Genomic DNA, 24,826 nt, shown 5'->3' with positions numbered 1-24,826 from the left:
AATTAATATTATTTAATTCCATATTTTTCATACCAAGTGTAAGTAAAAAATATCTCTATATTTTCTTCTTTATATAAAGAGTTTAGAAACTCATCATTTGGGAATTTCTTTAACAACTCATCCCTTACCCTAAAAACAAATTCATCATGCTTTCTTATATAATCAGGAATTGGCAAATATGGCTCTAAATTGTTAATTCCTTTTCTATTAAACTCATCTATTTCCTCTTGCGTAAAAAAATCAATAGGAGTAAAAGTTTCTTTTTTTCCAGTTCTTTTCTTTTTGCTTCTCATCTCTTTTTGAAATTCTTTATAATCATATACTTGTATTATTTTAAATCCTTTAGTGATTTTACAATTTTAAGGTAATAACCATTTATTAAAATTTATTACCGATTATATTACCGTTAAAAATCTTAGAAAGTATTAAAAATGATAAGAATAATATAGAACGATTTAGAATATTAAAGTCCGATTATATCGAACTTTTTAGAACAAATAAGAAAGTATAATTATTAATCTTGGTGGAGATGTCCGGGATTGAACCGGAGTCTTAAAACAGCTACTATTAGCGTCTACATGCTTAGAAGGATTGAATAATTTCACTTTTTAGCAACTCAATCCGCAAGGCAACCAAAAAGCTAAGATTTGAAAATTTCTCCTTAAAGCCAAATCAACTCTTTAAAGATAATCTATCTTGAGTGAACCCGCGAAAATCTACTTAGATAGAATCAGTAGTGCGAGCCTCCAAGTCTCAAGCCCTTAGGCGAGACAAATTATAAGATAAACTTACGCAGCTTTTGCGTAAGCTGGAGCGTAATTAGTATTGTTTGCGTCTAAAAAAAATGAGCCGCGTAACGGCATGCTCAGGCCGACATGCAACTAATCCTCACTGCTCTAATCGAAGCCAAATCATCCCCATTGATAAGTTCGAAATTCTATCCAATTATCCTTAAACTTACTATAAAGCAAAAGTTTAAAAAATAGCTTAATTGAAAAAATGTTTCTATTTTGTTACTCTTTGTTTGTACAATACCAAAGACTTTCAATTATTATTCAATAAAAAAAGTCTATAATTACGGATATTTTTAATGGAGTTATTTATGGATAAAAAAGGTATTTTAATCATTGGTGCAGGTGGTGTAAGTAGAGTTGCAACAGTTAAATGTGCTATGAATATTGATACATTTGAAAAAATCACATTAGCATCTAGAACAAAATCTAAGTGTGATGAGATTGCAAAATATATTAAAGAAAATCAAGGTGTAGAGATTGATACTGCATCAGTTGATGCTGATGATATACCACAATTAGTAGAACTAATTAAAAAAGTTAATCCAAAATTAGTTTTAAATGTGGCACTTCCATACCAAGATTTAACAATTATGGATGCTTGTACACAATGCGGTGTAGATTATGTAGATACAGCAAATTATGAGCACCCAGATGAAGCTAAATTTGAATACAAAGAACAATGGGCTAGAGATGGTCAGTTTAAAGAAGCTGGTATTAAAGCTCTATTAGGAAGTGGTTTTGACCCAGGTGTTACAGGAGTTTTTTGTGCATATGCTCAACAAAATCTTTTTGATGAGATTCATTTTATAGATATTATGGATTGTAATGCTGGTGATCATGGATACCCTTTTGCTACAAACTTTAACCCTGAAATCAACTTAAGAGAAGTATCTGCAAATGGTAGATATTGGGAAAATGGAGAGTGGATTGAGACTAAACCACTTGAAATTAGAGTTGATCATGATTATCCAGAAGTGGGAGTAAAAGCTTCATATTTACTATACCATGAAGAATTAGAATCTTTAGCAAAAAATATTAAAGGACTAAAAAGAATTAGATTCTTTATGACATTTGGAGATTCTTATATTCAGCATATGAATTGTTTACAAAATGTTGGAATGTTAGGTATTGAGCCAGTAGAACATCAAGGAATGAAGATTATTCCAATAGAGTTTCTAAAAACTCTATTACCAGATCCAGCAAGCTTAGGGCCAAGAACAGTAGGTCTTACAAATATTGGATGTATCATCGAAGGTATAAAAGATGGTGTTAAGAAAAAAGTTTATATTTACAATATTTGTGACCACCAAGAGTGTTATAAAGAAACAGGTGCTCAAGCTGTTTCTTATACGACAGGAGTTCCTGCGATGATTGGTTCTAAGATGTTCTATAAAGGGTTATGGAATGGAACAGGCGTATTTAATATAGAAGAATTTGATGCAACACCATTTATGGAAGAGCTAATGACACAAGGTTTACCTTGGAAAATTATTGAACTACCAGTAGAATAATTCTTTCAACTACCTATTTATCAAGTAAGTCTTTCTTACTTGATACTTTTTTATTAAAAGCTTTAGACAAGGGATAATTTTAAAAATTCTTTTTAAAAAAGAAATTATTAGTTAAATTAAAATATTAATCTCTTGCTTAAGGGTTTTTAAGTTGATTTTAGGTGTATAATTAAGTTAAATAATTTAAGGAGACTTATTATGCAAAAATATATCTGTACAGTTTGTGATTATATATATGACCCAAGTTTAGGTGACCCAGATAGTGGGATAGCTCCTGGTACACCTTTTGAGGAATTACCAGAAGATTGGGAGTGTCCAGACTGTGGAGTAACAAAAGAGGATTTTGAACCGTTTGATGATTGAAACAGTAAATAATTTTGAAAACTTGCCAAGTCCAAGTTTTGTGTGTGAAGAAGAGTTATTAGAAAATAATTTAAAGTTACTAAAAAAAGTACAAGATGAAGCTGGTGTAAATATACTTTTAGCCTTAAAAGGGTTTGCACTTTTTTCTACTTTTGAATTATGTAAAAAATATCTAAAAGGTTGTTGTGCTTCTGGTTTACATGAGGCTATTTTAGCTTCAGAAGAGTTTGGAAAAGAAGTTCATACTTACTCACCTGCTTTTAAAGAAGAAGAGTTTGATGAAATAGTATCACTATCAAATCATGTGGTATTTAACTCTTTTTCTCAACTAAAGCAGTTTAAGCATAAAGCTATTGGTAAGACTTCTTTAGGGCTTAGAGTAAATCCAGAGTATTCTTCTGTTGAAGTTGATTTATATAATCCTTGTGGAGCTTTTTCAAGGCTGGGGATTACTAGAAAAAACTTTGAAGCAGATGAACTTGAAGGAATTGATGGATTACATTTTCATGCTTTATGTGAGCAAAATGTAGATGCATTACAAGGGGCACTTAAAAACTTCGAAGAAAAATTTGGTGAATTTTTACCTCAAATGAAGTGGGTAAACTTTGGAGGAGGGCATCATATTACAAGAGATGATTATGATGTGGAAGGTTTAATTAAACTTTTAAAAGAGTTTAAAGCTAGATACCCTCACTTAGAAGTATATTTAGAGCCAGGTGAAGCAGTAGGTTGGAAGACAGGATATTTAGTGGCAACTGTACTGGATATTATTGATAATGGAATGAATATTGGGATTTTGGATACCTCTGCTGAGGCACATATGCCTGATACTTTAGCTATGCCATATAGAGCAGAAATTAGAAATAGTGGCTTAGCAAATGAGAAAAAATATACTTATAGATTTGGTGGAAATACTTGCTTAGCAGGGGATATTATCGGGGATTATTCTTTTGATGAACCTTTAAAAGTAGGTGATAAAATCATTCTAGAAGATATGATTCATTATACTATGGTAAAGACAACTACCTTTAATGGAATTAAGTTACCATCAATTGTTATAAAAAAAGACAATAATTGTTACCAAATTGTAAAAAATTTTGGATATAATGAGTATAAATCAAGATTATCTTAAAGGATTTATATATAATGTTAGGGCAGGATAGACAAATAATAAAGGGTGAGTTAAAAGATAAAGAGAATTTAAAATCTTCAAGAAATAGAAAAAAAGTAAATAAAGTTCAAATTTGGGTTAGAAAAGAGACTTTAGAATATGAAAAAGAGTTAAGAACTTTACAGATTGAACTTTTAAAGTTTCAAAACTTTGTAAAAGAAAAAGGTTTAAAAGTATTAATGATTTTTGAAGGTAGAGATGCTGCTGGGAAGGGTGGAACTATTAAAAGAATCACAGAACATTTAAACCCAAGGGGAGCAAGAGTTGTTGCCCTTGAAAAACCAAGTGATATAGAAAAAACTCAATGGTATTTTCAAAGATATACAAAGCACCTACCAAGTGCAGGAGAAATAGTTTTATTTGATAGGTCTTGGTACAATAGGGCAGGGGTTGAGCCTGTGATGGGGTTTTGTACTACGGCTGAACACCATGAGTTTTTAAAAGAAGTTCCAGAGTTTGAAAAAATGCTTGTAAAATCTGGTATTACTCTTTTAAAATTTTATTTTTCTGTATCAAAAAAAGAACAAGCTAGAAGATTTAGAAAAAGAGAAATTGACCCTTTAAAACAATATAAGCTATCCCCTGTAGATAAAGAATCTCAAAATTTATGGGATAAATATACAGTTGCGAAGTTTTCTATGTTGATGGCTTCAAATACTGAACTTGCACCTTGGACAGTTATTAGAAGTGATAATAAAAAAAGTGCAAGAATAAATTGTATTAAACATATATTAACACAAGTAGAGTATCCTAATAAGATTGACTCTAGTAAGATTATTGTAGATTCAAATATAGTTATCAGTGGAACTGAAGAGATAGAAATAATGGAACAAGAAAATAAATTTGCAAAGGCTGAGTAAAGATGAATTTAAGTGATTTTGAAAAAACTAACTATAGTGGATTATACGTTTCAAAAGTAGCTCATCCTACTTTTGGAAAAAAATATATTGCTAGATTTCAGCATGAAAAGAAAAGATATGTAAAAGTATTGGGATATACAAAAAAAGATGAATTGACAAAAAAAATGGCATTAAATTTAATGCAAAAGTTTAAAGACTCTATTTTAATATCAAATGAGCCTAAAAAAATTATAAAAGAAAAAGTGGAAAATAATTCTATGTCAATAAATAATGATGAAATTATAAAGCTTAAAGAAGAAAATAAGCTAATGAAAGAGATTTTAGGTGAAGATTTCTCTATTCATGACCCTGAAGTTATTAAAGATGGTATTCAAAAATTATATGAAGCAGAAGAGTTAAAACAATACCAAATAGAACTTATCAAACTTCAAAACTATCTTGAAAATGAAAATAAAAGAATGATTATTTTATTTGAAGGAAGAGATGCTTCTGGAAAAGGTGGTGCTATTAGAAGAATCACTAGATATATGAATAATAAGCACTATAGAGTTGTAGCACTTGGTAAACCAACAGAAACTCAAAAAAACCAATGGTTTTTACAAAGATATATTGAGCATTTTCCAACAGGTGGTGAAATAGTTTTATTTGATAGATCTTGGTACAATAGAGCTATGGTTGAACCAATCTTTGGATTTTGTACACCAGAAGAACATGAAATCTTTATGGAAGATGTAGTTAATTTTGAACAAGATTTAGTAAGACAAGGAATGATTCTTATTAAATTATATTTCTCTGTATCAAAAGAAGAACAAAAAAGAAGATTTGATAGAAGAATTAATGACCCATTAAGACAATGGAAATTCTCAGAAGTTGATATGCAAGCACAAGAGTTATGGGGAGAGTTCTCTGATAAAAAATATGAGATGTTAAGAAGAACAAACTCAAGAAGTGCACCTTGGCATATTGTAAGAAGTGATGATAAGCATAAAGCTAGACTTGAAGCATTAAAAATTATTTTAAATTCAGTTGATTATGATGGAAGAAACTATGCTTTAGATTTTCAACCAAATGAAAAAGTAAATATTTCTGTTCAAAAAGAGCTTATGCAAATGAGAAAATCTCAAGATTATTAAAAAAGAGCTTCGGCTCTTTTTTTTCTACTTATGAAAAAATTTATATTTCTCTTTTTCTTTTTTCTTATAGTCTCTTTTCTTTTTTTTAAACAAAATAATAGTTTAACTTATAGTTTTTATCATTGGAAAAATAGTTATTCTTTAGAAAATGTAAAAGAAAAACTTTATATAAAAGTTTTGGATATTGATTATTCGGATAAGCTAGAAATAATAAAAACCTCTTTTGAAAAGCAACCTCGTGATGGTTCTATTCCTACTGTGTATATTACAAATAAGACAATTAAAGTAGCTTCTTTAAATACTATTTTAAATAGCCTTATAAAAAATTTAGATGCTTTAGAGTTCAACTATGATGAAGTACAAATTGATTGTGATTGGTCTTTAAATACAAAATATAACTATTTTAAACTACTTGAAGAATTAAAAACAAAACTAAATAAAAAACTAAGCGTTACTATAAGACTTCATCAAATAAAGTATTTTGCAAAAACTGGTGTTCCAAAGGTAGATTATGGGGTATTAATGTATTATAATATGTCAAATATTCAAGATTTTCAAGTTAAAAACTCTATTATAGATAATACTATTGCAAAAAAATATCACTATAATTTTGATAAATATCCTTTAAAATTAAAACTTGCTCTTCCTTTATATTCTCAAGCTGTACAGTTTAGAAATCAAAGAGCTTTAGATTTTTTTGAAGGGGTTAAAATAGAAGATTTTTCAAATAATTTTAAAAAGCTTGATGAAAATATTTTTCAAGCAACAAAGAGTTTTTATTTTAGGGGAAAATATATTTATAAAAATGATATTTTTAGGTTTGAAGATTCATCTTTTGAAGAGTTAGAAGTTGCTTTAAAGGATTTTTATAATCTTTCAAAAAACTCTTTTAGTGAAGTGATTTTTTATACAATTGATTATAAAAATAAATATGATTTAAATAAATTAATAAAAGGATTTTAATGTATAAAATAGTTTTTTCTATTTTCTTTTTTTATATGTCACTTTTTTCTTGTGCTGGATATTGGGAAGAAGATTATAAGTTTGTATTTTTAGAAAAAAGAGATTTTCCATATATGAATATAGCTGAGAATTTAGAATATTCTTCAGTTTATAATGAGTTGCTTTACAACTATAATAAAAAAGCTAAAGAAGAAAACTTAAAAGAGTGGGAAAAACAACTAAATTATAAATATACAAAAACACAATTAGAAGATTTTTTATATAAAAAAAAGAATTTAGAAAAAATAGAAGATAAAGAGTTTTTAGAATATATTAAATTTGTAAAAAAGCAAGAGATATATGTGGATTTTATCTATACTTATTATTCAAAAAAAGATAAAGCTAAAGCTATTGAACCACAAGTTTTAATAGATGAAGCTTTAAAAAATATTTCAACAATCAAATCAAATTATTTGAAAATAAGATATTTTTACTTAGCGCTTAGACTTGCTCATTATAAAAATATCAACTCTTTAGAGGTTTATTATGCATATAGGTATCTTTTAGAGCCTTTTAAAGATTCAATAATAAATGATTGGGTTCAAGGTTTATATGCTGGGGCTTTAGTAAAAAGAGCACAAGTAGTAAAAGGAGTTTATGAGTTTAGTAAGCTTTTTGATAACTCAAAAATCAATTGGCATTTAGCTTTTTATAATTTTAAATATATTAAAACTGATAAGCAATGGCAAGAGCTATTGTTGTTTGCAAAAAATAGTGAAGAAAAAATCAGATTCTATACTTTAAGAGCATTAAACAAAAATGCAAATATTCCTTTAGAGTTAGAAAATATAGCTTCAATAGATATAAATAGCAAATACTTTGATATGCTTTTATATAGATACCTTTTAAAATCACAAATCTTTTTTGATGATTATGTAAAAAGAGTTGATAAAAAACTTGAATACAAAAATTTTATAAATTATCTTGAAAGTGTAAATAAAGAAGATAAGTATATGGTTAATCTAACTTTAGCTTATTTGTATTTTTATGGGCAAGATTTTAAAAAATCAAAAGAGTATATATCTAAATTAAAAGAAAAAAATCAAAATGCAATTGAGCCTTTAAATTTAGAATATGTTATTTATTTAGATGAGTTAAAAACTATAAATAATAAAGTAGAAAAGGAAATATATACTAAATTATCTCCTCTTTTAGAAAAACAATGTACAAAAAAAGCTATACATGATTATACTTTTACAAAACTAGAAAGTTTATATAAAAACAATAATCAAAACTTCAAAGCTTATTTAAGTTCTCAAATTAATTATCTTGATATAAATAGTTTAGATTTACAAAAATATAAAAAACTTGAAGAATTTTTAAACTCAAAACAAAATAATAGTTTAGAAAAATATATGGTAAAAGCTTTAGAAAAACAAAGATTAGAAAACTCTTTAGAAGAAGTAAAAGTAAAAACATATGTCAATAATTTTATGTTTAAAGAGGCCTTGGAAACAAAAAGTAAAGCTTTAGAAGAAGTTATAAATTTTGATATTTTTCAAGCTTTTATAAAAGGTAATAATAGAATAGCAAAGGCTAATTATACACTAAAAGAAGCTTTAGAAAAACTATTAAAAATACAATATCTTTTAAAATTAGAACCAAACTCTTTTGAGTTAAATTATGATTATGCAACTGCAATTTATAATCTAAGTTATTTTGGAAATGCAGCTAGTTTAACAACAGTTTATAAAAGTAACTATTATTATAAAGATAAAAATTTAGAAGAAAAAAGAATAAATACCTCTATAAAATATTATAAAAAAGCTTTAGAAAGCTCACAAAATAAAGAAGAAAAAGCAAAAGTTATATATATGCTTGCAAAAAGTGAGTTAGCTTTATATGATCTAAAAAATTCAAAAACTGAAAATTATTATCTTTCTAAATATACTCCTACTTATTCTTTTAGTAGGGTGTATTCTTTTAATGATGATGAAAGTTATAAACTTTATATTACTCAAGGTTATGGAGAGTTTTTTGATAAAATAAAAGAGCAATATTCAAATACAAACTATTATAAAGAGTTAATTGTAGAGTGTTCAAATTTAAATTTTTATGAGAATATTAAAAAAGATATGTTATCAGGGGAGATTTTAAAAAATCTTCCAAAAGATAAACTAAAAGCTTTAAAATATATAGAAAATGAGATTAAAACTAAAAAAAGAAGAGACCTTTATAGGTATGATATTATCTATTTTTGGACTTTAGTAGAGTATATTCCTTTTTCAAATAAAAATATTACTTTATACAATAATATTGCATACTATTTACAAAAAATATATAAAAATACAGAAGCTATTTTTCTTTTAGAAAAAATAATAGAAAAATATCCAAATAGAATAGTGGCTTATTATAATTTAGCAGATGCTTATTGGGGTAACTATAATACAAAAGAAGCTAAAAAAGCTTATAAAAAATATATTGAATTGATGATAAAAGAAAATAAAGAAGATAAAATTCCAAATATAGTAAAGGAAAGAGTAAAGTGGTAGTTTTACCACTTTGAGTTTGTGTTTTTTTGCTCATCTTTTTTTAAAAAAACAGTAGAAGAGTTTTCAAGTTCTTTTAGCCATTTTTTCTCTTCTATATCAGAAATAGGGACTTCTTTTTTTATTTTTTCTAAAGAGGAATTTTTATCTTTAGAATTTTCTTGTTTTTTCTCTTTTAAATTTTCACTATCTTTTTCTTCTTTTTGCTTATTTCCTTTTGGATTTTCATTTTTTTCTTCTTGATTTTTTTCTTCTTGATTTTTTTGTTCATTTTTTTGAGAGTTTTCTTGATTTTTATCTTTTTGTTTATCTTTTTTATTCTCTTTTTGATTGTTTTTATCTTCTTGTTTATTTTTATTATTTTGATTTTCTTGTTTATTTTTTTCTAAAGCTTTTTTTACTATTTCTAAATTCTCTTTAGTTTGTTTGTCCTTTTTTATTTGTAAGGCTTTTTCATACATTTTTATAGCATCTTGTAGCTTATTTATTTTTGTATAACTATTTCCCAAATTATGTAGTTTTTTAAACTCTAAGTCTTCATTTGAAGTTACTACTTTTTTATACTCATCTATGGCTTCTTTATACTTTTTTTCTTTATATAAAGAGTTTGCTAGATTATAGTGTGCTTCAGAGTTTTTTGCTATTTTTTTAAACTCTTTTGAGGCTTCTTTATAGTTTTGATTTTCATAAAGAGTTGTTGCCTTATCTATTATTTTAAAATCAGTAATTGAAGCTTTTGTATCTGTTGAGATAAATATAAGTAAAACAAAGGGTAAATATTTAAGTTTTGGAAGAGAAGAAAAAGCTATAAGTAAAATAAGCAAAGCTAAAGCTAAAGGAAAATAAAAAAGTTCTGTATATACTTTATATTTTTTAATATCATTTTTTTCTTTTTGTTTTTTTTCATCAATAACTTGTAAAATTTGGTTTATATCAGAGTTATTAAAAGTAAAGTTTATATAAGCTGCATTTGTATTTAAACTTAAGTGTTTAATCTGTTCATTTAAAGCAACAGTTACAATATTGCCTTTTTCATCTGTTAAATATTGGTTTTCATTTAGCTTTATGGCACTTTTTTTATTTGTAGCCATTCCTATTGTATAGATATTTATATTTAAATTATTTGCTAAAGCTATTTCTTCTTTAAACTCTTGTTTATCAGTTCCATCTGTAAGAAGAATAAGATTTTTATTTGTTTTATTTTTTAAAAGTTTTGAAGCTGTTTTAATAGCAGTTGAAATTTCTGAACCATTTTCTAGTTGAATTGAATTGTCAAGATTTTTTACTAACTCTTTTAGTGAAGTAATATCTTGTGTTAAAGGAGAGAGAATATAAGAACTACTAGAAAAAAGAATAATTCCTATTTCTTTATCTTTTGAATTTTCTATAAAATTTAAAAGCTTTGTTTTTGCAAAGGTATATCTATTTGGTGGTAAATCTTGTGCAAACATTGATTTAGAAACATCTAAAGCAAGTATATATGAATTTATATCTTGTTTTATCTCTTTTTCTTTTTTATCTAAAACAGGTCTTGCAAGGGAGATAATCATTAGTAAAATTGCTATAAAAAATAAGATATTTCTACTTGATTGAGATAGAAATTTATTGGCTACTTGTAGCTTACTTAAAGCCTCTTTTGTAAAATATTTTTCAATGTTTTTTTTATTTGTTGTAATAAAAAATGCTAGTAATATAGTGGGAATTAACATAAAAAATAAAACATTTGGATATAAAAACTGCAACTTTTAACTCCTTAGTAAAAAAGCAATTTTATTAAAGCTTTAGTAATAGTTAGATAAAATCGCACAAAATTATATTTTCGGAGTAGAATTAATGGAATTTAACGCACAAAGAGTTGATGAAGCAAATGCAGTGATTTCTGCAACACTTTCAAAAGACTTAATTGAAAAAAATTTAGATAAAGTAGCTAAGCAAGCTGCAAAAACACTTGATATTCAAGGTTTTAGAAAAGGTAAAGTTCCTGTAGCAGTTGTAAAACAAAGATATGCTGATAAATTAGAGCAAGATGCAGAAAGCGAAGCATTAAGAGAATTAATTACTAACGCTTTAGCACAATTAGAAATTAAAAATGAAGATTTAATTGGTGAGCCTTCATTTTCAAAATTTGATAAAAAAGAAAATGGTGACATTGATGTTGAAATCAAAGTTGCTTGCAGACCAGTTATTGATTTAGGTGATTATAAATCATTAATTCCTGAAGTGGTAGAAAAAGAAATTGATGAAAAAGAAATTGCAGAAAGATTAGAAGAGATGTCTAAAGCTTCTGCTCCTTTAGAAAAAATCAAAAGAAAAAGAGCTGTAAAAGATGGTGATTTTGCTGTTATTGATTTTGAAGGATTTATTGGTGATGTGGCTTTTGATGGTGGAAAAGCTGAAAAATATCCTTTACAAATTGGTTCAGGTGCATTTATCCCAGGATTTGAAGAACAAATTATTGGTATGAAATATGAAGAGCAAAAAGATGTGGTAGTAACTTTCCCAGCAGAATACCAATCAAAAGATTTAGCAGGTAAAGAAGCAGTATTTAAAGTAACTTTACATGAAATTCAAGAAAAAGTTCCAGCAGAGATTGATGATGAATTTGCTAAAAAAATGTTACCAAATGAAGAAAATCCAACAGTTGAAACTTTAAAAGAAAAAATTAAAGAGCAATTAAAATATGCAGAAATGAGCAAATACTATAGAGAAGAGTTAAAACCAGCATATTTAGATAAATTAGTTGAAGAATTAAACTTTGCTTTACCATCTTCAGTAATTGACCAAGAGATTAACTTTGCTTTAAATAGTAAAGTAAGAACTATGAGTGAAGAAGAGATTAAAGCATTACAAGAAGATGCTTCTAAAATTGAAGATATGAGAAATGAACTAAAAGAAGATGCAGAAAAATCAGTAAAAGCTACATTTATTGTAGATGCTTTAGCAAAAGCTGAAGGTATTGATGTATCTGATCAAGAAGTTACTCAAGTTATCTATTATGAAGCATTACAAATGGGACAAAATCCACAAGATATTTTAAAACAATATCAAGAAGCTGGATACCTACCAGCTATTAAAATGTCTATGATTGAAGATAAAGTAATTACTAAATTATTAGACGAAAAATTAGGTAAATAATTTAATAGGATAAATAATGAGCTATATACCATATGTAGTTGAAAAAAGTGGAAGAGGTGAAAGAAGTTATGATATTTATTCTAGACTTCTAAAAGATAGAATTATTATGCTTAGTGGTGAAATTAATGACCCTGTAGCTTCAACTGTTGTTGCACAGCTTTTATTTTTAGAAGCTGAAGACCCAGAAAAAGATATTTATCTTTATATCAACTCTCCAGGTGGAGTTATTACAAGTGGTATGTCGATTTATGATACTATGAATTATATTAAACCAGATGTTTGTACTATTTGTATAGGACAAGCTGCTTCTATGGGAGCATTTTTATTATCATCTGGTACAAAAGGTAAAAGATACTCTTTACCAAATTCAAGAATTATGATTCATCAACCATTAGGTGGAGCACAAGGTCAAGCAACTGATATTCAAATTCAAGCTAAAGAGATTCAAAGAATGAAAGATAGCTTAAATCAGTTACTATCTGAGCAAACAGGACAACCAATTGAAGTTATTGAAAGAGATACAGACAGAGATAACTTTATGAGTGCCCAAGAAGCTAATGACTATGGGTTAATTGATAAAGTAATAACAAGTCATAAGTAAGAAAATGGTTAGAGAAGTTATAACATATCCAAATAAACTACTTCGAACTAAATCTAAAGATGTGAAAGTCTTCAATGAAGAACTTCACACTCTTTTAGATGATATGTATGATACAATGCTTTTTGAAAATGGAGTTGGACTTGCAGCAATACAAGTGGCAGTTCCTTTAAATATTTTAATTATCAATCTTCCAAATGAAGAGGATATTCAAGATAAAGCTGATTTAATAGAAGCTATTAATCCAGTAATTACGCATAAAGATGGAGTTCAAATTAATGTTGAAGGATGTTTAAGTGTACCTGGGTTTAATGAAGAAGTTAAAAGAGCTAAGCATATTGTAGTTGAATATTTTGACAGAAATGGGAATAAACAAAAAGTGGAAGCTGAAGACTTTTTAGCTGTTGCTTGGCAACATGAGATGGAACATTTGTCAGGACATTTATTTATTGAAAATTTATCAATAATAAAAAGAAAAAAATTTGAAAAAGAGTGGAAAAAAAAGCTAAAAACTAAAAATTAGTTTTACAGCTTTTTTCTTAAAATTTATTATATAAATTATAAATCATAGTAACTAATAAGGCATTTGCCAAACTCCAAATCCCCAAAAAGAAGAACTTTTCAAATGTTGTAAAAAATATCTCTTTAAATTTAAAAGGTGATGAAATATAAGCTAATATGGCATAAATAATTACAGCAATATTAAAAGCTATAAAGCTTGTTGAAGTTAATAAAATCATAAAAAAAGAAAAAAATGGAATTATTAAACTAATAGCAAAAAATTTACCATATTTTTTTCTATTTTTATCTCCTTCAAAATAACTTACTGTATGTCCACAGTTTGGACAAATAGTACCTATTCTTGATAAAATTAGATGCTCACATTCATTACATTTGATTAATGGCATATATAATCCTTTTTCGTAAAATCATACAATATAAAGATTTTAAAGGTATTAAAAATAAAATTAATAAAATATTTTAAAAAATTTTATTTTTACTTTCTTGGACAATTTTATTTGCTATAAATGAGCTTTCATTTGATATTTTATTTGTAATATTTGCCACTTCAATATTTGTATTTATTTGCTCTTTTAAACTAAAAACTTTTTCATTTATATTTAAAATATTGTCCTGTTGATTTTTTGAGATATTTGATACTTCTTCTATCATAGTTGTTGTTTGAGAAATATTTAAAGCTAATTGCTCATAATCACTTATCATTTGTGAGGCTACACTTTTACCTTTATTTGCTTTTGTTGTGGCTTCTTCGACTAAATGTTTAATCTCTTTTGCTGCTTGAGTACTTCTAAAAGCCAAGTTTCTCACCTCTTGTGCCACAACAGCAAAACCTTTTCCTGCTTCACCAGCAGTTGCAGCTTCAACAGCAGCATTTAGTGATAAGATATTTGTTTGAAAAGCTATTTGGTCTATTATTGTTATTGCTTCATTTATAGCTTCAACTTTTTCATTTATATTATCCATTGATAAAGAGGTTTGTTTAGCAAGTTTTTCACCATTGTTTGTGCAAGTAGTCACAGAATCTGCAAGGCTTGACATTTGTGCGCTTTTATTAAAAATAGTTGTAATATTTTCTGTAACATTTGTAATAATAGAGTTTGTGTTATTTAAAATTTCTTGTGTATCTAAAGCACTTTTATTTAGTTTTTCTACACTATTTAAAAGAGTAAATGAAGAGTTTTGTAAAGCATTTGCATTTATATTATTTTCTTTTAGCATTAAAACTATTGACTCTTTTAATAAATTAATAGCATCAATCATCTTTTTTAAATCACTTTTTTCTTCCAGATTCTCTATACTTAAAGAGTTTTTATAGTTATATGAAGTGTATTCTTTTAAAATATTATTTATATTTGTAAAGTGAGATTTACTTTTTTGTATCATATCATTTAAAGAGTTTTTTAATTCTTCTAAAGAAATATTTGAGCTTTTAGAGTTTATTTGTTTACTATAATCTCCTTTTATTAGTAAAGCCATTACTTCTTTTGATTCTTTTAAAAGTATTTTTTCTTCTTCTTGAGATAAAAGTAGCTTTTTTTCTCTTTCATCTATTATTTGTTTAATTTTTGAATATTCACTTGCCATATTTGTATTTATATTAAATTTTATATTTTTATTATCCATATTTTTTAAAAATTCAATTAATTTAGAAGAGAGCTGTTTTCCATTTTTTCTTTCATCTAATTCATGGAAAATTAAAGCAATAGCAAGAATTATTTGTATAGATTTTGAAATTAAATCTTCTGAAAACAATATGGCGTTTAAAGGTAGAAGTATCATACCAATATAGTGAATAATAGTCATTCTAAAATATAATGATTTAAATATTTGCATTTTTATTCCTTTTTGTGGAAGTATAAATAAATAGGATAAAAATTATCTTGATTACAATCAATAAATTAAAGAAATTTATTTATATAATTATATAATTTAAAATATTATTTAAAAGGAATTATATGAAAAAGGTAAATTCTGCTACTTTACAAACAATTGAGGCTAAGTGTGTGGAAGTTGAAGCAAGTTTTACAAATGGACTACCTTCTTTTACAATTGTGGGGCTTGCATCTAATATAATCCAAGAATCAAAAGATAGAGTAAAATCAGCTTTATTATCCAATGAATATAAATTCCCAGCAAAGAAAATAACCATAAACCTATCCCCTTCAGAAATCCAAAAAAGTGGTACTCATTTTGATTTGCCTATTGCTTTATTAATAGCTTTATATGAAACAAAGGCTATATTTGACGATTTTTTTATTTTAGGAGAGTTGAGTTTAGATGGAAAGATAAAAGATAGTAGCCATATTTTTGCAATTGTCTTATCTTTAGTAAAACAAAATCTTCTAAAAAATATTTTAGTTTGTAAAGAAAGTGCAAAAAAATTAGCAAATATTCCAAATATAAATATATATAGTGTGGATACTTTAAGTGAAGCAATTGAGTTTTTTACTTTTAATAATAAAGAAGAAAAACTTTTTAAAATTGCAAACTTGCCTTATAAAAAATTAACTATTTTAAAAAAAGACTATTTTTATATGAATAAATATGAAAATGATTTTAAAGAGATAAGGGGTCAAAACTATGCAATACAAGCTGCACTTATTGCTGCCGCAGGAAATCATAATATTTTATTTGAAGGAAGTGCAGGTTGTGGGAAAAGCATGATTAGTAAAAGATTATCTTATATTATGCCTCCAATGAGTTTAAATGAAATTTTAGAAAAAGCAAAGCTTCAAGCATTAGAATATAAGCCAATTGAGTTTTATCCAGTAAGAGTATTTAGAAATCCACACCACACAGCAACAAAATCTTCTATTTTTGGTGGAGGAAGTGGAAATAGTGCTAAAATAGGTGAAATTGCGCTTTCAAATGGAGGGATTTTATTTTTTGATGAATTACCTCATTTTTCAAAAAATACCTTAGAAGCTTTAAGAGAACCACTTGAAGATTATAAGATATTAATAAGTAGAGTAAATAATAAAATTGAGTATGAAACAAAGTTTTTATTTATAGGTGCAATGAATCCTTGCCCTTGTGGAAATCTTCTTTCTACAACTAAAGAGTGCAGATGCAATGATATAGAAATTCAAAGGTATAAAAATAAGCTATCTGAACCGCTTCTTGATAGAATAGATTTATATGTTACTATGTTAGAAGCAAATTTAAAAGATAAAGCAATATATAGCTCAAAAGTCTTACATGAAAAAGTAATAAATGCTTTTTGTATGCAAATGAGAAGAGGCCAAAAAGACTTAAATGGAAAATTAAGTGATAAGGATATAAAAAAGTTTATTACATTAGATGATAAGTGTGAAGAGCTTTTGCATACTGCTTCAAAAAATTATGCACTATCTTTTAGAAGTATAAATAAAGTTATAAAAGTAGCAAGAACAATTGCAGATTTAGAAGAACAAGAGCAAATTACTACTTCTTCCATCCTTACTGCACTAAGTTATAGAAAAAGATAATTATTATTTAAGTTAATAAATAAATTGTTATAAAATATCTATTTATTTGAAAATAATATAAATATTGTGAAAAATAAAATTAAGCAGGCTATTTTATATTTATTGAAGAATTACTACTATTCCACATTGAAATGATTTTAATAGTTTTACTACTTTGTAATTACAAAGATGATATTATATCAAATTATAAAACAAAGCTTTAAGCTTGAGGAGAATTAATGACAAAATGTGGTTATGTATCTGTAGTAGGAAGACCCAATGCAGGTAAAAGCTCACTTCTAAATTGGCTTGTAGGTGAAAAAATAGCAATGGTTTCACACAAAGCTAATGCAACAAGAAAAAGATCTAATATAATTGTAATGCACAATGATAATCAAATTGTTTTTGTAGATACGCCAGGACTACATGAAACAGAAAAACTTTTAAATCAATTTATGTTAGATGAAGCCTTAAAAGCAATGGGGGATTGTGATGTAATCCTATTTTTAGCACCAGTTACAGATAAATTGACTCACTATGAAAGTTTTTTAGAAAAAAATAAAAAAGATGTAAAACATATTTTATTACTTACAAAAATAGATAATGTATCAGGTGAAGAGGTTTTACAAAAAATTCATGAATATGAAAAATATAGTGATAAATATGAAGCAATTATTCCAATTTCAATAAAAAAAGCAACAAAACATTCTGATATTTTAGATGAAGTTGTAAAATATCTTCCAGAACACCCATATTTATTTGACCCTGAAATTATGACAACTGAGCATTTAAGAGATATATTTAAAGAGTTTATTAGAGAATCAATTTTTGAAAATATTTCAGATGAAATTCCTTATGAAACAGATGTTATTGTAAATAAAGTAGAAGAAAAACCTAATGTTGATGTTATAAAAGCTACTATTATTGTACAAAAAAGTACTCAAAAAGGTATGATTATAGGAAAAGGGGCAACTGCTATTAAAAGAATAGGCAAAGATGCTAGAACAAAAATAGAAAAATTAACTGGTAGAAAATGCTTTTTAGAACTTTTTGTTTCAATAAAAAAAGGTTGGACAAAAGATAAAAAAGGATTAAAAGAACTAGGTTATGATGTAACTTTTTAAAAAATCTTCAAAAAAATAGAGTTTTTTTCTTAAAAACTCTATTTTTCTTAAACTACTCGAAGCACCATTTTTTGGGAAAAAATAAAAAAATTTTTTCAATTTTACAAAAACAAATAAAATTTTTATTATAATTTTAATGTTAAGTAAGTTTGGTGTATCTAAAACTAATTTAGAGACGGTATTCATTGATTGTATTTACTAAGGAATATAATGCAATTGTCAATTATTTATGAGCTAAGAGCGAATAATGTAAAAGAAGAAGATATTGAAATTATTATGGATAGGGTTAAAAATAGACTATCTGAAGAAAATATCGATATAGAATTACAAAAATTAGGTTATCCTAAAATATTTACTGTTGACTATGACGAATATGAATATGATGAAGATGAAGAATTCTAATAAATAAGAACAAACTTTTAAATTAATACCTTTTTAGGTATTAATTTATATATTATAATAGAACTGTGTTTTATTAACTAACATTATAAATCTACAATTTATCAAAAAAAAACATTAAACTAATAATAAAACTTATGGATTAAAAATGAACGATTATACTGTAATTGGAGCGGGAATTGGTGGTACTGCTTGTTCAGTTTTATTATCTAAAAAATATAAAACTACTCTTTTTGAAAAAGAGCCATATCTTGGTGGTTGTGCATCAACTTTTCAAAGAGGTAACTACTTTTACAATAGTGGAGCTACAACTTTTGCAGGTTATAAGGAAGGAACATTTTTATATAAGTTTTTTAAAGAAAATAATATAGAGTTTAATAAAAAACTTTTAGACTCCTCTTTAACTGTGTTAATAGGTGATAAAAAAATAAAACGACTTAGGGATTTTGATAGTTTTATTTTTGAAATAAATCAAGCTTTTCCAAATAAAAAAAATTTAGAATTTTATACTTTAATTTATAATATAAATAAAGAATTTTTTCAAATTAATGATTACTATTATTCTAATAAAAATCTATTTTCAAAACTTAGCTCTTTATACTCTTTTAAAACACTATTTAAAAAATTTTATTCATACTTATTTATCAAAGCTGATAAATTTATAAATGGCTTTTTTCAAGGAATTTCAAAAGAGTATTTAGACTTTATTGATAATCAAGTTTTAATTGTTGCTCAAGCAAAAACAAATGAAGTGAACTTTTTAACTTGTGCTTTAGCATTAGGGTATCAATTTATGCCAAATTATTATATTTATGGTGGAATGGGTTCTATTTTTGAAGCTATGAGTGAAAAAATCGAGGATTTAAGAGTAAATGAGTTTATACAAAAAATCGAAAGAACAAAAAATAGTTTTATTGTACATTCTAATAAAACTACAATAGAAAGTAAAAATATTGTTTTAAATAGTTCCTTATTTGAAAGTAGTTGTTTATTTGAGGATAAACAAATTAAAGAGTATATTTCAAAATATAAAAAGTTTGATTTAGGTGTATCTGCTTTTATGGTCTATTTTAAAATAAATACAAATAGAATTTTTGATTCTCACTACCAAATAATTTTAGATAATATTTTAGAAAATACTATTTCTAACTCTTTATTTGTCTCTTTTGGAAGTAATGATGATATAAAAATGAAAGGAAGTATAACAGTTTCAATTCATACAAAAAATTCATTTTGGTATGAAAACACAAAAGAGAAAAAACAAGAGTTAAAAGATATAATAAAAAAAATAATATGTCAAAAGCTAAATATAAAAGAAGATGAAATTATAAAATGTTTTGCTGCAACCCCTTTAACTTTTAAAAGATATATAAATAGGACAAGTTTGGGTGGAATTGCTGTAAAATTTAATAATTTTGTTTTTAGATTACCTTCAAATGATACTCCTATTAAAGGTCTGTATAATGTTGGTGATACAACATTTGCTGCTCAAGGTTGGCCAGGAGTTATGCTTGGAGTTCAAAATTTTCAAAGGTTAATATGAAAAATCTAGAATTACAAATAAAAGTTAAAGATTGGTTTTTTATTTTTATAATAGCCATATTCTTTTCTATTATTTTATCTATTTACAGTTACTTTTTAATAGATGAAAATATACAAAATGCTTTATATTTTGGATTACTTTTAGGTATTGATATTTTTATGTTTTCAATGGTTTTTATAAACTATTTAAATAACTATATTTTGCCAAAAGTTTCAAAAAAATATTGGATTTTATTGGCAATTGTTTTTTCTTTTTTATCTGGCTTTCTAGGTACAATTTTAACTTATTTTTTATCTATTTTTTTTGATATTTATTTAATTGAAAAATTTAAAAATAGCTATATTCTTTTTTCTATTTTTATAGGTTTTCTTACATATTTTGTTGCAGCACTTTTATATCAATTTGTAAAAATGAGTAATAAAAAAGAGCATAATGAAAAACTGCTTTTAGATAGTAGGCTAAAATCTTTGCAAAGGCAATTAAATCCTCACTTTTTATTTAATTCTTTAAATTCATTAGTTGAACTTTTGCATGAAGATATAAATAAAGCAGAAGAGAATTTAGTTGAACTTTCAAAATTTTTAAGACAGAGTATGAAAGAGTCTGCTTTAAATAGTTTAAAAGATGAAATTGATAATCTAAAAAGATATGTTTTCTTAGAAAATGTTCGATTTTCAAATAAAATAGTTTTAAATTTAGATATAAAAAAAGAGTATTTTGAAATTTTAATTCCAAAGTTTTCTATTCAATTACTTGTAGAAAATGCAATAAAACATGGTTTTGATAAAAATAAAAAACAACTAATTATAAATATAGTTTGTATTAAAAATAAAGAGTTTGAAATAATTGTTTCAAATAATGGTAAACCCGTTAAAAACGATAGTTTTGGAATTGGACTTAAGAATTTAAAGGAGAGATTGGAAATACTTTTAAATGGAAAAGTTTTGCTAGTAAATAAAGAATTACCCACATACAAAATTATAATAGGAAAGAAAAATGAAGATATTAATAATGGATGATGAAGAGCTTGCAATAAAAAGATTGATAAGATTTTTAGAAGAATTAAAATATTATTACGAAATTGCAAATAATAAACAAGAATTTGATGCTCTTACTAATACACATAATTTTGATATTTATATACTTGATATAAATATGCCTGAGATTAGTGGTTTAGAGTTGGCTTCTGAAATTTTTGCAAATAATAAAGAGGCTTTTGTAATCTTCCAAACGGCATATGAAGAGTATGCGTTAAAAGCTTTTGAAATAGGGGCAATTGATTATTTATTAAAACCTTTTTCAAAAGATGATTTACAAAAAAGTATAAATAGAGCAATCTCATATAAAAAACAAGAAAAAAGTATTAAGTTTTTAACTAAAAATGGTGATGAAGCTTATCTTTTAAAACCAGAAGATATTGTCTATATACAAGCTGATTTAAATGAAGTAATTTTTAGAACAAAAGATGGTTTTTCTTATTATAGTAAAAAAATATCAGATATGGAAAATTTTCTTACAACACCAAATTTTTTTAGAATACACAGATCATATATAATTAATCTTGATTATGTAAAAAGTATGAAGACTTTAGAGCAAAGTAAAATAGAGTTTTTCTTTACAAATATAAAAGATAGTGTAATTTCAAGTAAAGATGGTGCAAAAAAATTTAGAGAGTTTATTGATAATTAAAAGGATTTTTTTATGCAAGCTGTTCTTACTATTGCTGGCTCTGATTCATGTGGTGGAGCTGGGATACAAGCAGATTTGAAAACTTTTGAAGCCCATGGTTTATATGGAGCTTCAGTTGTAACTGTGCTTACTGCACAAAATACAACCGGAGTAAAAGATATATATGAAGTAGACCCAAGATTTATTCAATCTCAAATTGAATCTTTATTACAAGATTTAGATATAAAAGCTATTAAAATTGGAATGCTTTTTAATAAAGAGATTATACAAGTAGTTAAAAACTCAATTAGAAATCTTGATATACCAATTGTATTAGACCCTGTTTTTGTTTCAAAAGCAGGTTCAGCTCTACTTGAAACAGAAGCAGTAAATGAATTAAAAGAACTTTGTAAATATGCTAAGTTAATTACTCCAAATATGTATGAAGCAAGACAATTATTTAATTATGAAGAAGATAAAAAACATGATTTAAATAAAATTAGAGAATTAAAAACAAATGTTCTTATAAAAAACCATATAAAAGAGATAAATAATATAATTTATAGTATTGATTATTTATATACTAAAAATGATATAAAATCTTTTCATACTCCATATATTAGAACAAAAAATCTTCATGGGACAGGTTGTACTTTATCTTCTGCAATTGCATCAAATTTAGCTTTGGGTAAATCTTTAGAAGAGTCGATTAAAAAGGCAAAAGAGTATGTATATGAAGCTATTTTATCTGCTCCAAATATTGGTAAAGGTACAGGTGTAATAAATCATAAAGTTAAAATATAAAGAGGAAATTTCCCCTTTATATTTCTAGTGATCAACTGCTCCTGCAGCTCCAAATCCAGTTTCAGCCCTAATATTTTGTGCTCTAAACAGTTGTTTTTCAGCTTTTCCTTTTTGTGAATTATCAGTAATTGAGAAAAACCAAATAGCAACAAATGCTACAGTTACAGAGAATAGTGCAGGGTGTTTATATGGAAATAATGCCTCAGCATTTCCTAAAATTTGTACCCATACAATTGGTCCAACTACAACTAAAGTAACAGCAGTTATAAGACCAATAAATCCACCAATAAATGCACCTCTTGTTGTTAATCCTCTCCAGTAAATAGATAAGAATAAAATAGGGAAGTTTGCAGATGCAGCAATACCAAATGCAAGACCAACCATATATGCAATATTTTGTTGTTCAAATGCTATTCCTAAAATAACTCCTAATATACCTACGATAATAACAGTAATTTTAGATAATTTAACAACATTTTCATCACTAGCATTTGGATTTATAACATTTGCATAAATATCATGAGAAATAGCACTTGCTCCTGCAAGTGTTAAACCAGATACAACTGCTAAAATAGTAGCAAAAGCAACAGCTGAAATAAATCCTAAGAAAGCGTTTCCACCTAACATATGAGATAAGTGAATTGATGCCATATTATTTCCACCAAATAGTTTTCCATCAACAAAATATTGTGCACCTTCTGCACTATTTAAAAATGCAATTGCACCAAATCCAACAATAGTAATAATTATCCAAAAGTAACCAACAAAACCAGTTGCATAAACAACAGATTTTCTAGCTTCTTTAGCATTACCAACTGTAAAAAATCTCATAAGAACATGTGGAAGACCAGCTGTTCCTAACATAAGTGCCATACCAAGAGAAATAGCAGAAATAGGGTCAGAAATAAATCCACCAGGAGCTAAAATAGACTCACCTGAAGCATGATTTTCCACTGCTTTAACAGCTAAGCTTTCGAAGCTAAAATTAAAGTGGTATAACACCATAACCGCCATAAATGAAACCCCAGAAAGTAATAGACATGCTTTAATAATTTGAACCCAAGTAGTTGCAAGCATACCACCAAATGTTACATAAATAATCATTAATACACCCACAAGGATAACTGCAAACTCATATTCCATTCCAAAAAGAACTTGAATAAGTTTCCCTGCTCCTACCATTTGTGCAATAAGATATAAAATAACAACAGATAATGAACCAAATGCAGCTAAAGTTCTAATCTCTTTTTGTCCAAGTCTATATGCAGCAATATCAGCAAATGTAAATTTACCTAAGTTTCTTAATTTTTCAGCCATAAAAAATAAAATAATTGGCCATCCAACAAGAAATGAAACAGCATAGATAACTCCATCATACCCTTTTAAGTAAATAAGTCCAGAAACTCCTAAAAATGCTGCTGCTGACATATAATCTCCAGCAATTGCTAAACCATTTTGAAATCCTGAAATTCCTCCACCAGCAGTATAAAAATCACTTGCAGATTTAGTTTTTCTAGCAGCCCAATAAGTAATTCCTAATGTTCCAACAATAAAAATAAAGAACATTATAATAGCAGGAATATTTAACTCTCTTTTTGTTGCTTCAAATGTTGCATCACCCGCAGCAAACATTGAAAAACAAGTTAATAGTAGTAGTGCAATAATCTTAAACATTATAACGAATCCTTTACATCATTTTTTACAGCATTGATTAAATCTTCAAATTCACCATTTGCTCTTCTTACATAAATGATTGTCGTTATAAAACTAATTACTAAAATAGCTAAAGCTATTGGAAATGCAATAGTTGTAAGACCATCTCCTATTTTTGTAGCCAAAATTTCTTTGTTAAATGCAATAGTTAAAATATATGCATAAAACATAACCAATACGAAAATTCCAAGTTTAATACTGAAACTTTTTCTTTTTGAAATTAGTTCAATATACTTTGGATGATTTTCAATCTTGTTTACTAATTCTTCGTTCATCCTCTCTCCTCTCTCTTAAATTTACACATAATAAAAATAAATGTTTCATTTTGAAACATAAATTTATGTAAAAAATGTGTAAAAATATAAAGTATGCAAATTCTACACATAAAAATTATCTAATAAACTTTATTAAATATATTAATAATATAATTAAAGTAATATATAAGTATATATGCTTTTTAATGTTACTTATTGTAATAAAAATCAAAAATATAAAAAATAGTGATATTATTTATAATAAAAACATATAATGATAAATGAACAAAAATTGTG

23 protein-coding genes and 1 other RNA gene are annotated in these 24,826 nt (G+C 26.1%); 17 read left to right on the top strand and 7 right to left on the bottom strand.

The window, feature by feature from the left end; all coding sequences use genetic code 11:
- Positions 1-8 precede the first annotated feature (8 nt).
- Together AMYT_RS10645 and ssrA are read right to left on the bottom strand one after the other, a co-directional pair.
- A complete protein-coding gene (locus tag AMYT_RS10645; protein WP_114842509.1) occupies positions 9-293 on the bottom strand; it encodes a hypothetical protein in 285 nt (94 codons plus the stop codon).
- Positions 294-521: 228 nt separating this feature from the next.
- Positions 522-919: a transfer-messenger RNA gene (gene ssrA / locus AMYT_RS10640) on the bottom strand.
- A 183-nt stretch (positions 920-1,102) separates the two neighbouring features.
- Between ssrA and AMYT_RS10635 the strand changes: the two genes are divergently transcribed.
- The 7 genes from AMYT_RS10635 to AMYT_RS10605 all read left to right on the top strand — a co-directional run bounded on the left by AMYT_RS10635 (position 1,103) and on the right by AMYT_RS10605 (position 9,326).
- Complete coding sequence (locus AMYT_RS10635) at positions 1,103-2,305, top strand: saccharopine dehydrogenase family protein (RefSeq protein ID WP_114842508.1); 1,203 nt, start codon at positions 1,103-1,105, stop codon at positions 2,303-2,305.
- A gap of 198 nt (positions 2,306-2,503) precedes the next feature.
- Positions 2,504-2,668, top strand: coding sequence for a rubredoxin (gene rd / locus AMYT_RS10630; RefSeq protein WP_114842507.1), 165 nt, complete (start codon positions 2,504-2,506; stop codon positions 2,666-2,668).
- The gene (gene nspC / locus AMYT_RS10625) at positions 2,661-3,800 is read left to right on the top strand and encodes a carboxynorspermidine decarboxylase (RefSeq protein ID WP_191287667.1); all 1,140 of its coding nucleotides are present in this window, start codon (positions 2,661-2,663) and stop codon (positions 3,798-3,800) included. Before rd ends, nspC begins: the two co-directional genes overlap by 8 nt.
- Positions 3,801-3,814: 14 nt before the next feature.
- Positions 3,815-4,699, top strand: a complete 885-nt coding sequence (gene ppk2 / locus AMYT_RS10620) for a polyphosphate kinase 2 (RefSeq protein WP_114842505.1) — start codon at positions 3,815-3,817, stop codon at positions 4,697-4,699.
- A 2-nt stretch (positions 4,700-4,701) separates the two neighbouring features.
- Positions 4,702-5,832: a polyphosphate kinase 2 gene (gene ppk2 / locus AMYT_RS10615; RefSeq protein WP_114842504.1), complete on the top strand. Its 1,131-nt coding sequence runs from the start codon at positions 4,702-4,704 to the stop codon at positions 5,830-5,832.
- Between the two features lie 30 nt (positions 5,833-5,862).
- Positions 5,863-6,795 carry a hypothetical protein gene (locus tag AMYT_RS10610; protein WP_114842503.1) on the top strand — a complete coding sequence of 311 codons (933 nt, stop codon included), beginning with the start codon at positions 5,863-5,865 and terminating at the stop codon, positions 6,793-6,795.
- On the top strand, positions 6,795-9,326 hold the full coding sequence (locus tag AMYT_RS10605; protein WP_114842502.1) for a hypothetical protein: 2,532 nt from the start codon (positions 6,795-6,797) through the stop codon (positions 9,324-9,326). The genes AMYT_RS10610 and AMYT_RS10605 overlap by 1 nt, the downstream gene beginning before the upstream one ends.
- Before the next feature lie 2 nt (positions 9,327-9,328).
- Here AMYT_RS10605 and AMYT_RS10600 read toward each other — a convergent pair whose 3' ends face one another.
- Positions 9,329-11,065 (bottom strand): VWA domain-containing protein, encoded by a 1,737-nt coding sequence (locus AMYT_RS10600; RefSeq protein ID WP_114842501.1) that lies wholly within the window; start codon positions 11,063-11,065, stop codon positions 9,329-9,331.
- Positions 11,066-11,156: 91 nt separating this feature from the next.
- Here AMYT_RS10600 and tig point away from each other — a divergent pair, with 91 nt between their 5' ends.
- From tig to def, 3 genes are read left to right on the top strand one after another with little or no spacing between them, the layout of a single operon-like run.
- Complete coding sequence (tig, locus tag AMYT_RS10595; protein ID WP_114842500.1) at positions 11,157-12,458, top strand: trigger factor; 1,302 nt, start codon at positions 11,157-11,159, stop codon at positions 12,456-12,458.
- Between the two features lie 16 nt (positions 12,459-12,474).
- On the top strand, positions 12,475-13,059 hold the full coding sequence (clpP, locus tag AMYT_RS10590) for an ATP-dependent Clp endopeptidase proteolytic subunit ClpP (protein ID WP_114842499.1): 585 nt from the start codon (positions 12,475-12,477) through the stop codon (positions 13,057-13,059).
- A gap of 4 nt (positions 13,060-13,063) precedes the next feature.
- Positions 13,064-13,579, top strand: coding sequence for a peptide deformylase (gene def / locus AMYT_RS10585; protein ID WP_114842498.1), 516 nt, complete (start codon positions 13,064-13,066; stop codon positions 13,577-13,579).
- Between the two features lie 16 nt (positions 13,580-13,595).
- On the opposite strand, the gene AMYT_RS10580 is transcribed toward def, so the two are convergent.
- Both AMYT_RS10580 and AMYT_RS10575 read right to left on the bottom strand, forming a co-directional pair.
- A complete protein-coding gene (locus AMYT_RS10580) occupies positions 13,596-13,964 on the bottom strand; it encodes a hypothetical protein (RefSeq protein WP_114842497.1) in 369 nt (122 codons plus the stop codon).
- Positions 13,965-14,037: 73 nt separating this feature from the next.
- The gene (locus AMYT_RS10575) at positions 14,038-15,411 is read right to left on the bottom strand and encodes a methyl-accepting chemotaxis protein (RefSeq protein ID WP_114842496.1); all 1,374 of its coding nucleotides are present in this window, start codon (positions 15,409-15,411) and stop codon (positions 14,038-14,040) included.
- 122 nt (positions 15,412-15,533) lie between these two features.
- Between AMYT_RS10575 and AMYT_RS10570 the strand changes: the two genes are divergently transcribed.
- From AMYT_RS10570 to thiD, 7 genes are all read left to right on the top strand, one after another.
- Positions 15,534-17,045: a YifB family Mg chelatase-like AAA ATPase gene (locus AMYT_RS10570; protein WP_114842495.1), complete on the top strand. Its 1,512-nt coding sequence runs from the start codon at positions 15,534-15,536 to the stop codon at positions 17,043-17,045.
- 218 nt (positions 17,046-17,263) lie between these two features.
- Complete coding sequence (gene era, locus AMYT_RS10565; protein WP_114842494.1) at positions 17,264-18,148, top strand: GTPase Era; 885 nt, start codon at positions 17,264-17,266, stop codon at positions 18,146-18,148.
- Positions 18,149-18,358: 210 nt separating this feature from the next.
- Entirely contained in the window at positions 18,359-18,550 is a 192-nt protein-coding gene (locus tag AMYT_RS10560) for a hypothetical protein (protein WP_114842493.1), read from the top strand.
- 145 nt (positions 18,551-18,695) lie between these two features.
- The gene (locus AMYT_RS10555) at positions 18,696-20,090 is read left to right on the top strand and encodes a phytoene desaturase family protein (protein ID WP_114842492.1); all 1,395 of its coding nucleotides are present in this window, start codon (positions 18,696-18,698) and stop codon (positions 20,088-20,090) included.
- Positions 20,087-21,109: a sensor histidine kinase gene (locus tag AMYT_RS10550; RefSeq protein WP_114842491.1), complete on the top strand. Its 1,023-nt coding sequence runs from the start codon at positions 20,087-20,089 to the stop codon at positions 21,107-21,109. The genes AMYT_RS10555 and AMYT_RS10550 overlap by 4 nt, the downstream gene beginning before the upstream one ends.
- The gene (locus tag AMYT_RS10545) at positions 21,087-21,779 is read left to right on the top strand and encodes a LytR/AlgR family response regulator transcription factor (protein WP_114842490.1); all 693 of its coding nucleotides are present in this window, start codon (positions 21,087-21,089) and stop codon (positions 21,777-21,779) included. Before AMYT_RS10550 ends, AMYT_RS10545 begins: the two co-directional genes overlap by 23 nt.
- A gap of 12 nt (positions 21,780-21,791) precedes the next feature.
- A complete protein-coding gene (gene thiD / locus AMYT_RS10540) occupies positions 21,792-22,562 on the top strand; it encodes a bifunctional hydroxymethylpyrimidine kinase/phosphomethylpyrimidine kinase (protein ID WP_114842489.1) in 771 nt (256 codons plus the stop codon).
- 24 nt (positions 22,563-22,586) lie between these two features.
- Here the strand turns inward: thiD and AMYT_RS10535 are convergent, their stop codons facing one another.
- Both AMYT_RS10535 and AMYT_RS10530 read right to left on the bottom strand, forming a co-directional pair.
- Positions 22,587-24,236, bottom strand: coding sequence for a cation acetate symporter (locus AMYT_RS10535; protein WP_114842488.1), 1,650 nt, complete (start codon positions 24,234-24,236; stop codon positions 22,587-22,589).
- Positions 24,236-24,550 (bottom strand): DUF485 domain-containing protein, encoded by a 315-nt coding sequence (locus tag AMYT_RS10530; protein ID WP_114842487.1) that lies wholly within the window; start codon positions 24,548-24,550, stop codon positions 24,236-24,238. The genes AMYT_RS10535 and AMYT_RS10530 overlap by 1 nt, the downstream gene beginning before the upstream one ends.
- Positions 24,551-24,826 lie beyond the last annotated feature (276 nt).

Source organism: Malaciobacter mytili LMG 24559, assembly GCF_003346775.1.
Lineage (GTDB): Bacteria > Campylobacterota > Campylobacteria > Campylobacterales > Arcobacteraceae > Malaciobacter > Malaciobacter mytili.
Note: the sequence above shows the minus strand (reverse complement) of the source record. Positions and strands in the feature narration are given on the sequence as shown.

What these genes read in the sequence shown, in the direction of transcription:
- AMYT_RS10645 (WP_114842509.1), bottom strand. Translation starts at nt 293, where the DNA reads ATGAGAAGCAAAAAGAAAAGAACTGGAAAAAAAGAAACTTTTACTCCT.
- AMYT_RS10635 (WP_114842508.1), top strand. Translation starts at nt 1,103, where the DNA reads ATGGATAAAAAAGGTATTTTAATCATTGGTGCAGGTGGTGTAAGTAGA.
- rd (WP_114842507.1), top strand. Translation starts at nt 2,504, where the DNA reads ATGCAAAAATATATCTGTACAGTTTGTGATTATATATATGACCCAAGT.
- nspC (WP_191287667.1), top strand. Translation starts at nt 2,661, where the DNA reads ATGATTGAAACAGTAAATAATTTTGAAAACTTGCCAAGTCCAAGTTTT.
- ppk2 (WP_114842505.1), top strand. Translation starts at nt 3,815, where the DNA reads ATGTTAGGGCAGGATAGACAAATAATAAAGGGTGAGTTAAAAGATAAA.
- ppk2 (WP_114842504.1), top strand. Translation starts at nt 4,702, where the DNA reads ATGAATTTAAGTGATTTTGAAAAAACTAACTATAGTGGATTATACGTT.
- AMYT_RS10610 (WP_114842503.1), top strand. Translation starts at nt 5,863, where the DNA reads ATGAAAAAATTTATATTTCTCTTTTTCTTTTTTCTTATAGTCTCTTTT.
- AMYT_RS10605 (WP_114842502.1), top strand. Translation starts at nt 6,795, where the DNA reads ATGTATAAAATAGTTTTTTCTATTTTCTTTTTTTATATGTCACTTTTT.
- tig (WP_114842500.1), top strand. Translation starts at nt 11,157, where the DNA reads ATGGAATTTAACGCACAAAGAGTTGATGAAGCAAATGCAGTGATTTCT.
- clpP (WP_114842499.1), top strand. Translation starts at nt 12,475, where the DNA reads ATGAGCTATATACCATATGTAGTTGAAAAAAGTGGAAGAGGTGAAAGA.
- def (WP_114842498.1), top strand. Translation starts at nt 13,064, where the DNA reads ATGGTTAGAGAAGTTATAACATATCCAAATAAACTACTTCGAACTAAA.
- AMYT_RS10580 (WP_114842497.1), bottom strand. Translation starts at nt 13,964, where the DNA reads ATGCCATTAATCAAATGTAATGAATGTGAGCATCTAATTTTATCAAGA.
- AMYT_RS10575 (WP_114842496.1), bottom strand. Translation starts at nt 15,411, where the DNA reads ATGCAAATATTTAAATCATTATATTTTAGAATGACTATTATTCACTAT.
- AMYT_RS10570 (WP_114842495.1), top strand. Translation starts at nt 15,534, where the DNA reads ATGAAAAAGGTAAATTCTGCTACTTTACAAACAATTGAGGCTAAGTGT.
- era (WP_114842494.1), top strand. Translation starts at nt 17,264, where the DNA reads ATGACAAAATGTGGTTATGTATCTGTAGTAGGAAGACCCAATGCAGGT.
- AMYT_RS10560 (WP_114842493.1), top strand. Translation starts at nt 18,359, where the DNA reads ATGCAATTGTCAATTATTTATGAGCTAAGAGCGAATAATGTAAAAGAA.
- AMYT_RS10555 (WP_114842492.1), top strand. Translation starts at nt 18,696, where the DNA reads ATGAACGATTATACTGTAATTGGAGCGGGAATTGGTGGTACTGCTTGT.
- AMYT_RS10550 (WP_114842491.1), top strand. Translation starts at nt 20,087, where the DNA reads ATGAAAAATCTAGAATTACAAATAAAAGTTAAAGATTGGTTTTTTATT.
- AMYT_RS10545 (WP_114842490.1), top strand. Translation starts at nt 21,087, where the DNA reads ATGAAGATATTAATAATGGATGATGAAGAGCTTGCAATAAAAAGATTG.
- thiD (WP_114842489.1), top strand. Translation starts at nt 21,792, where the DNA reads ATGCAAGCTGTTCTTACTATTGCTGGCTCTGATTCATGTGGTGGAGCT.
- AMYT_RS10535 (WP_114842488.1), bottom strand. Translation starts at nt 24,236, where the DNA reads ATGTTTAAGATTATTGCACTACTACTATTAACTTGTTTTTCAATGTTT.
- AMYT_RS10530 (WP_114842487.1), bottom strand. Translation starts at nt 24,550, where the DNA reads ATGAACGAAGAATTAGTAAACAAGATTGAAAATCATCCAAAGTATATT.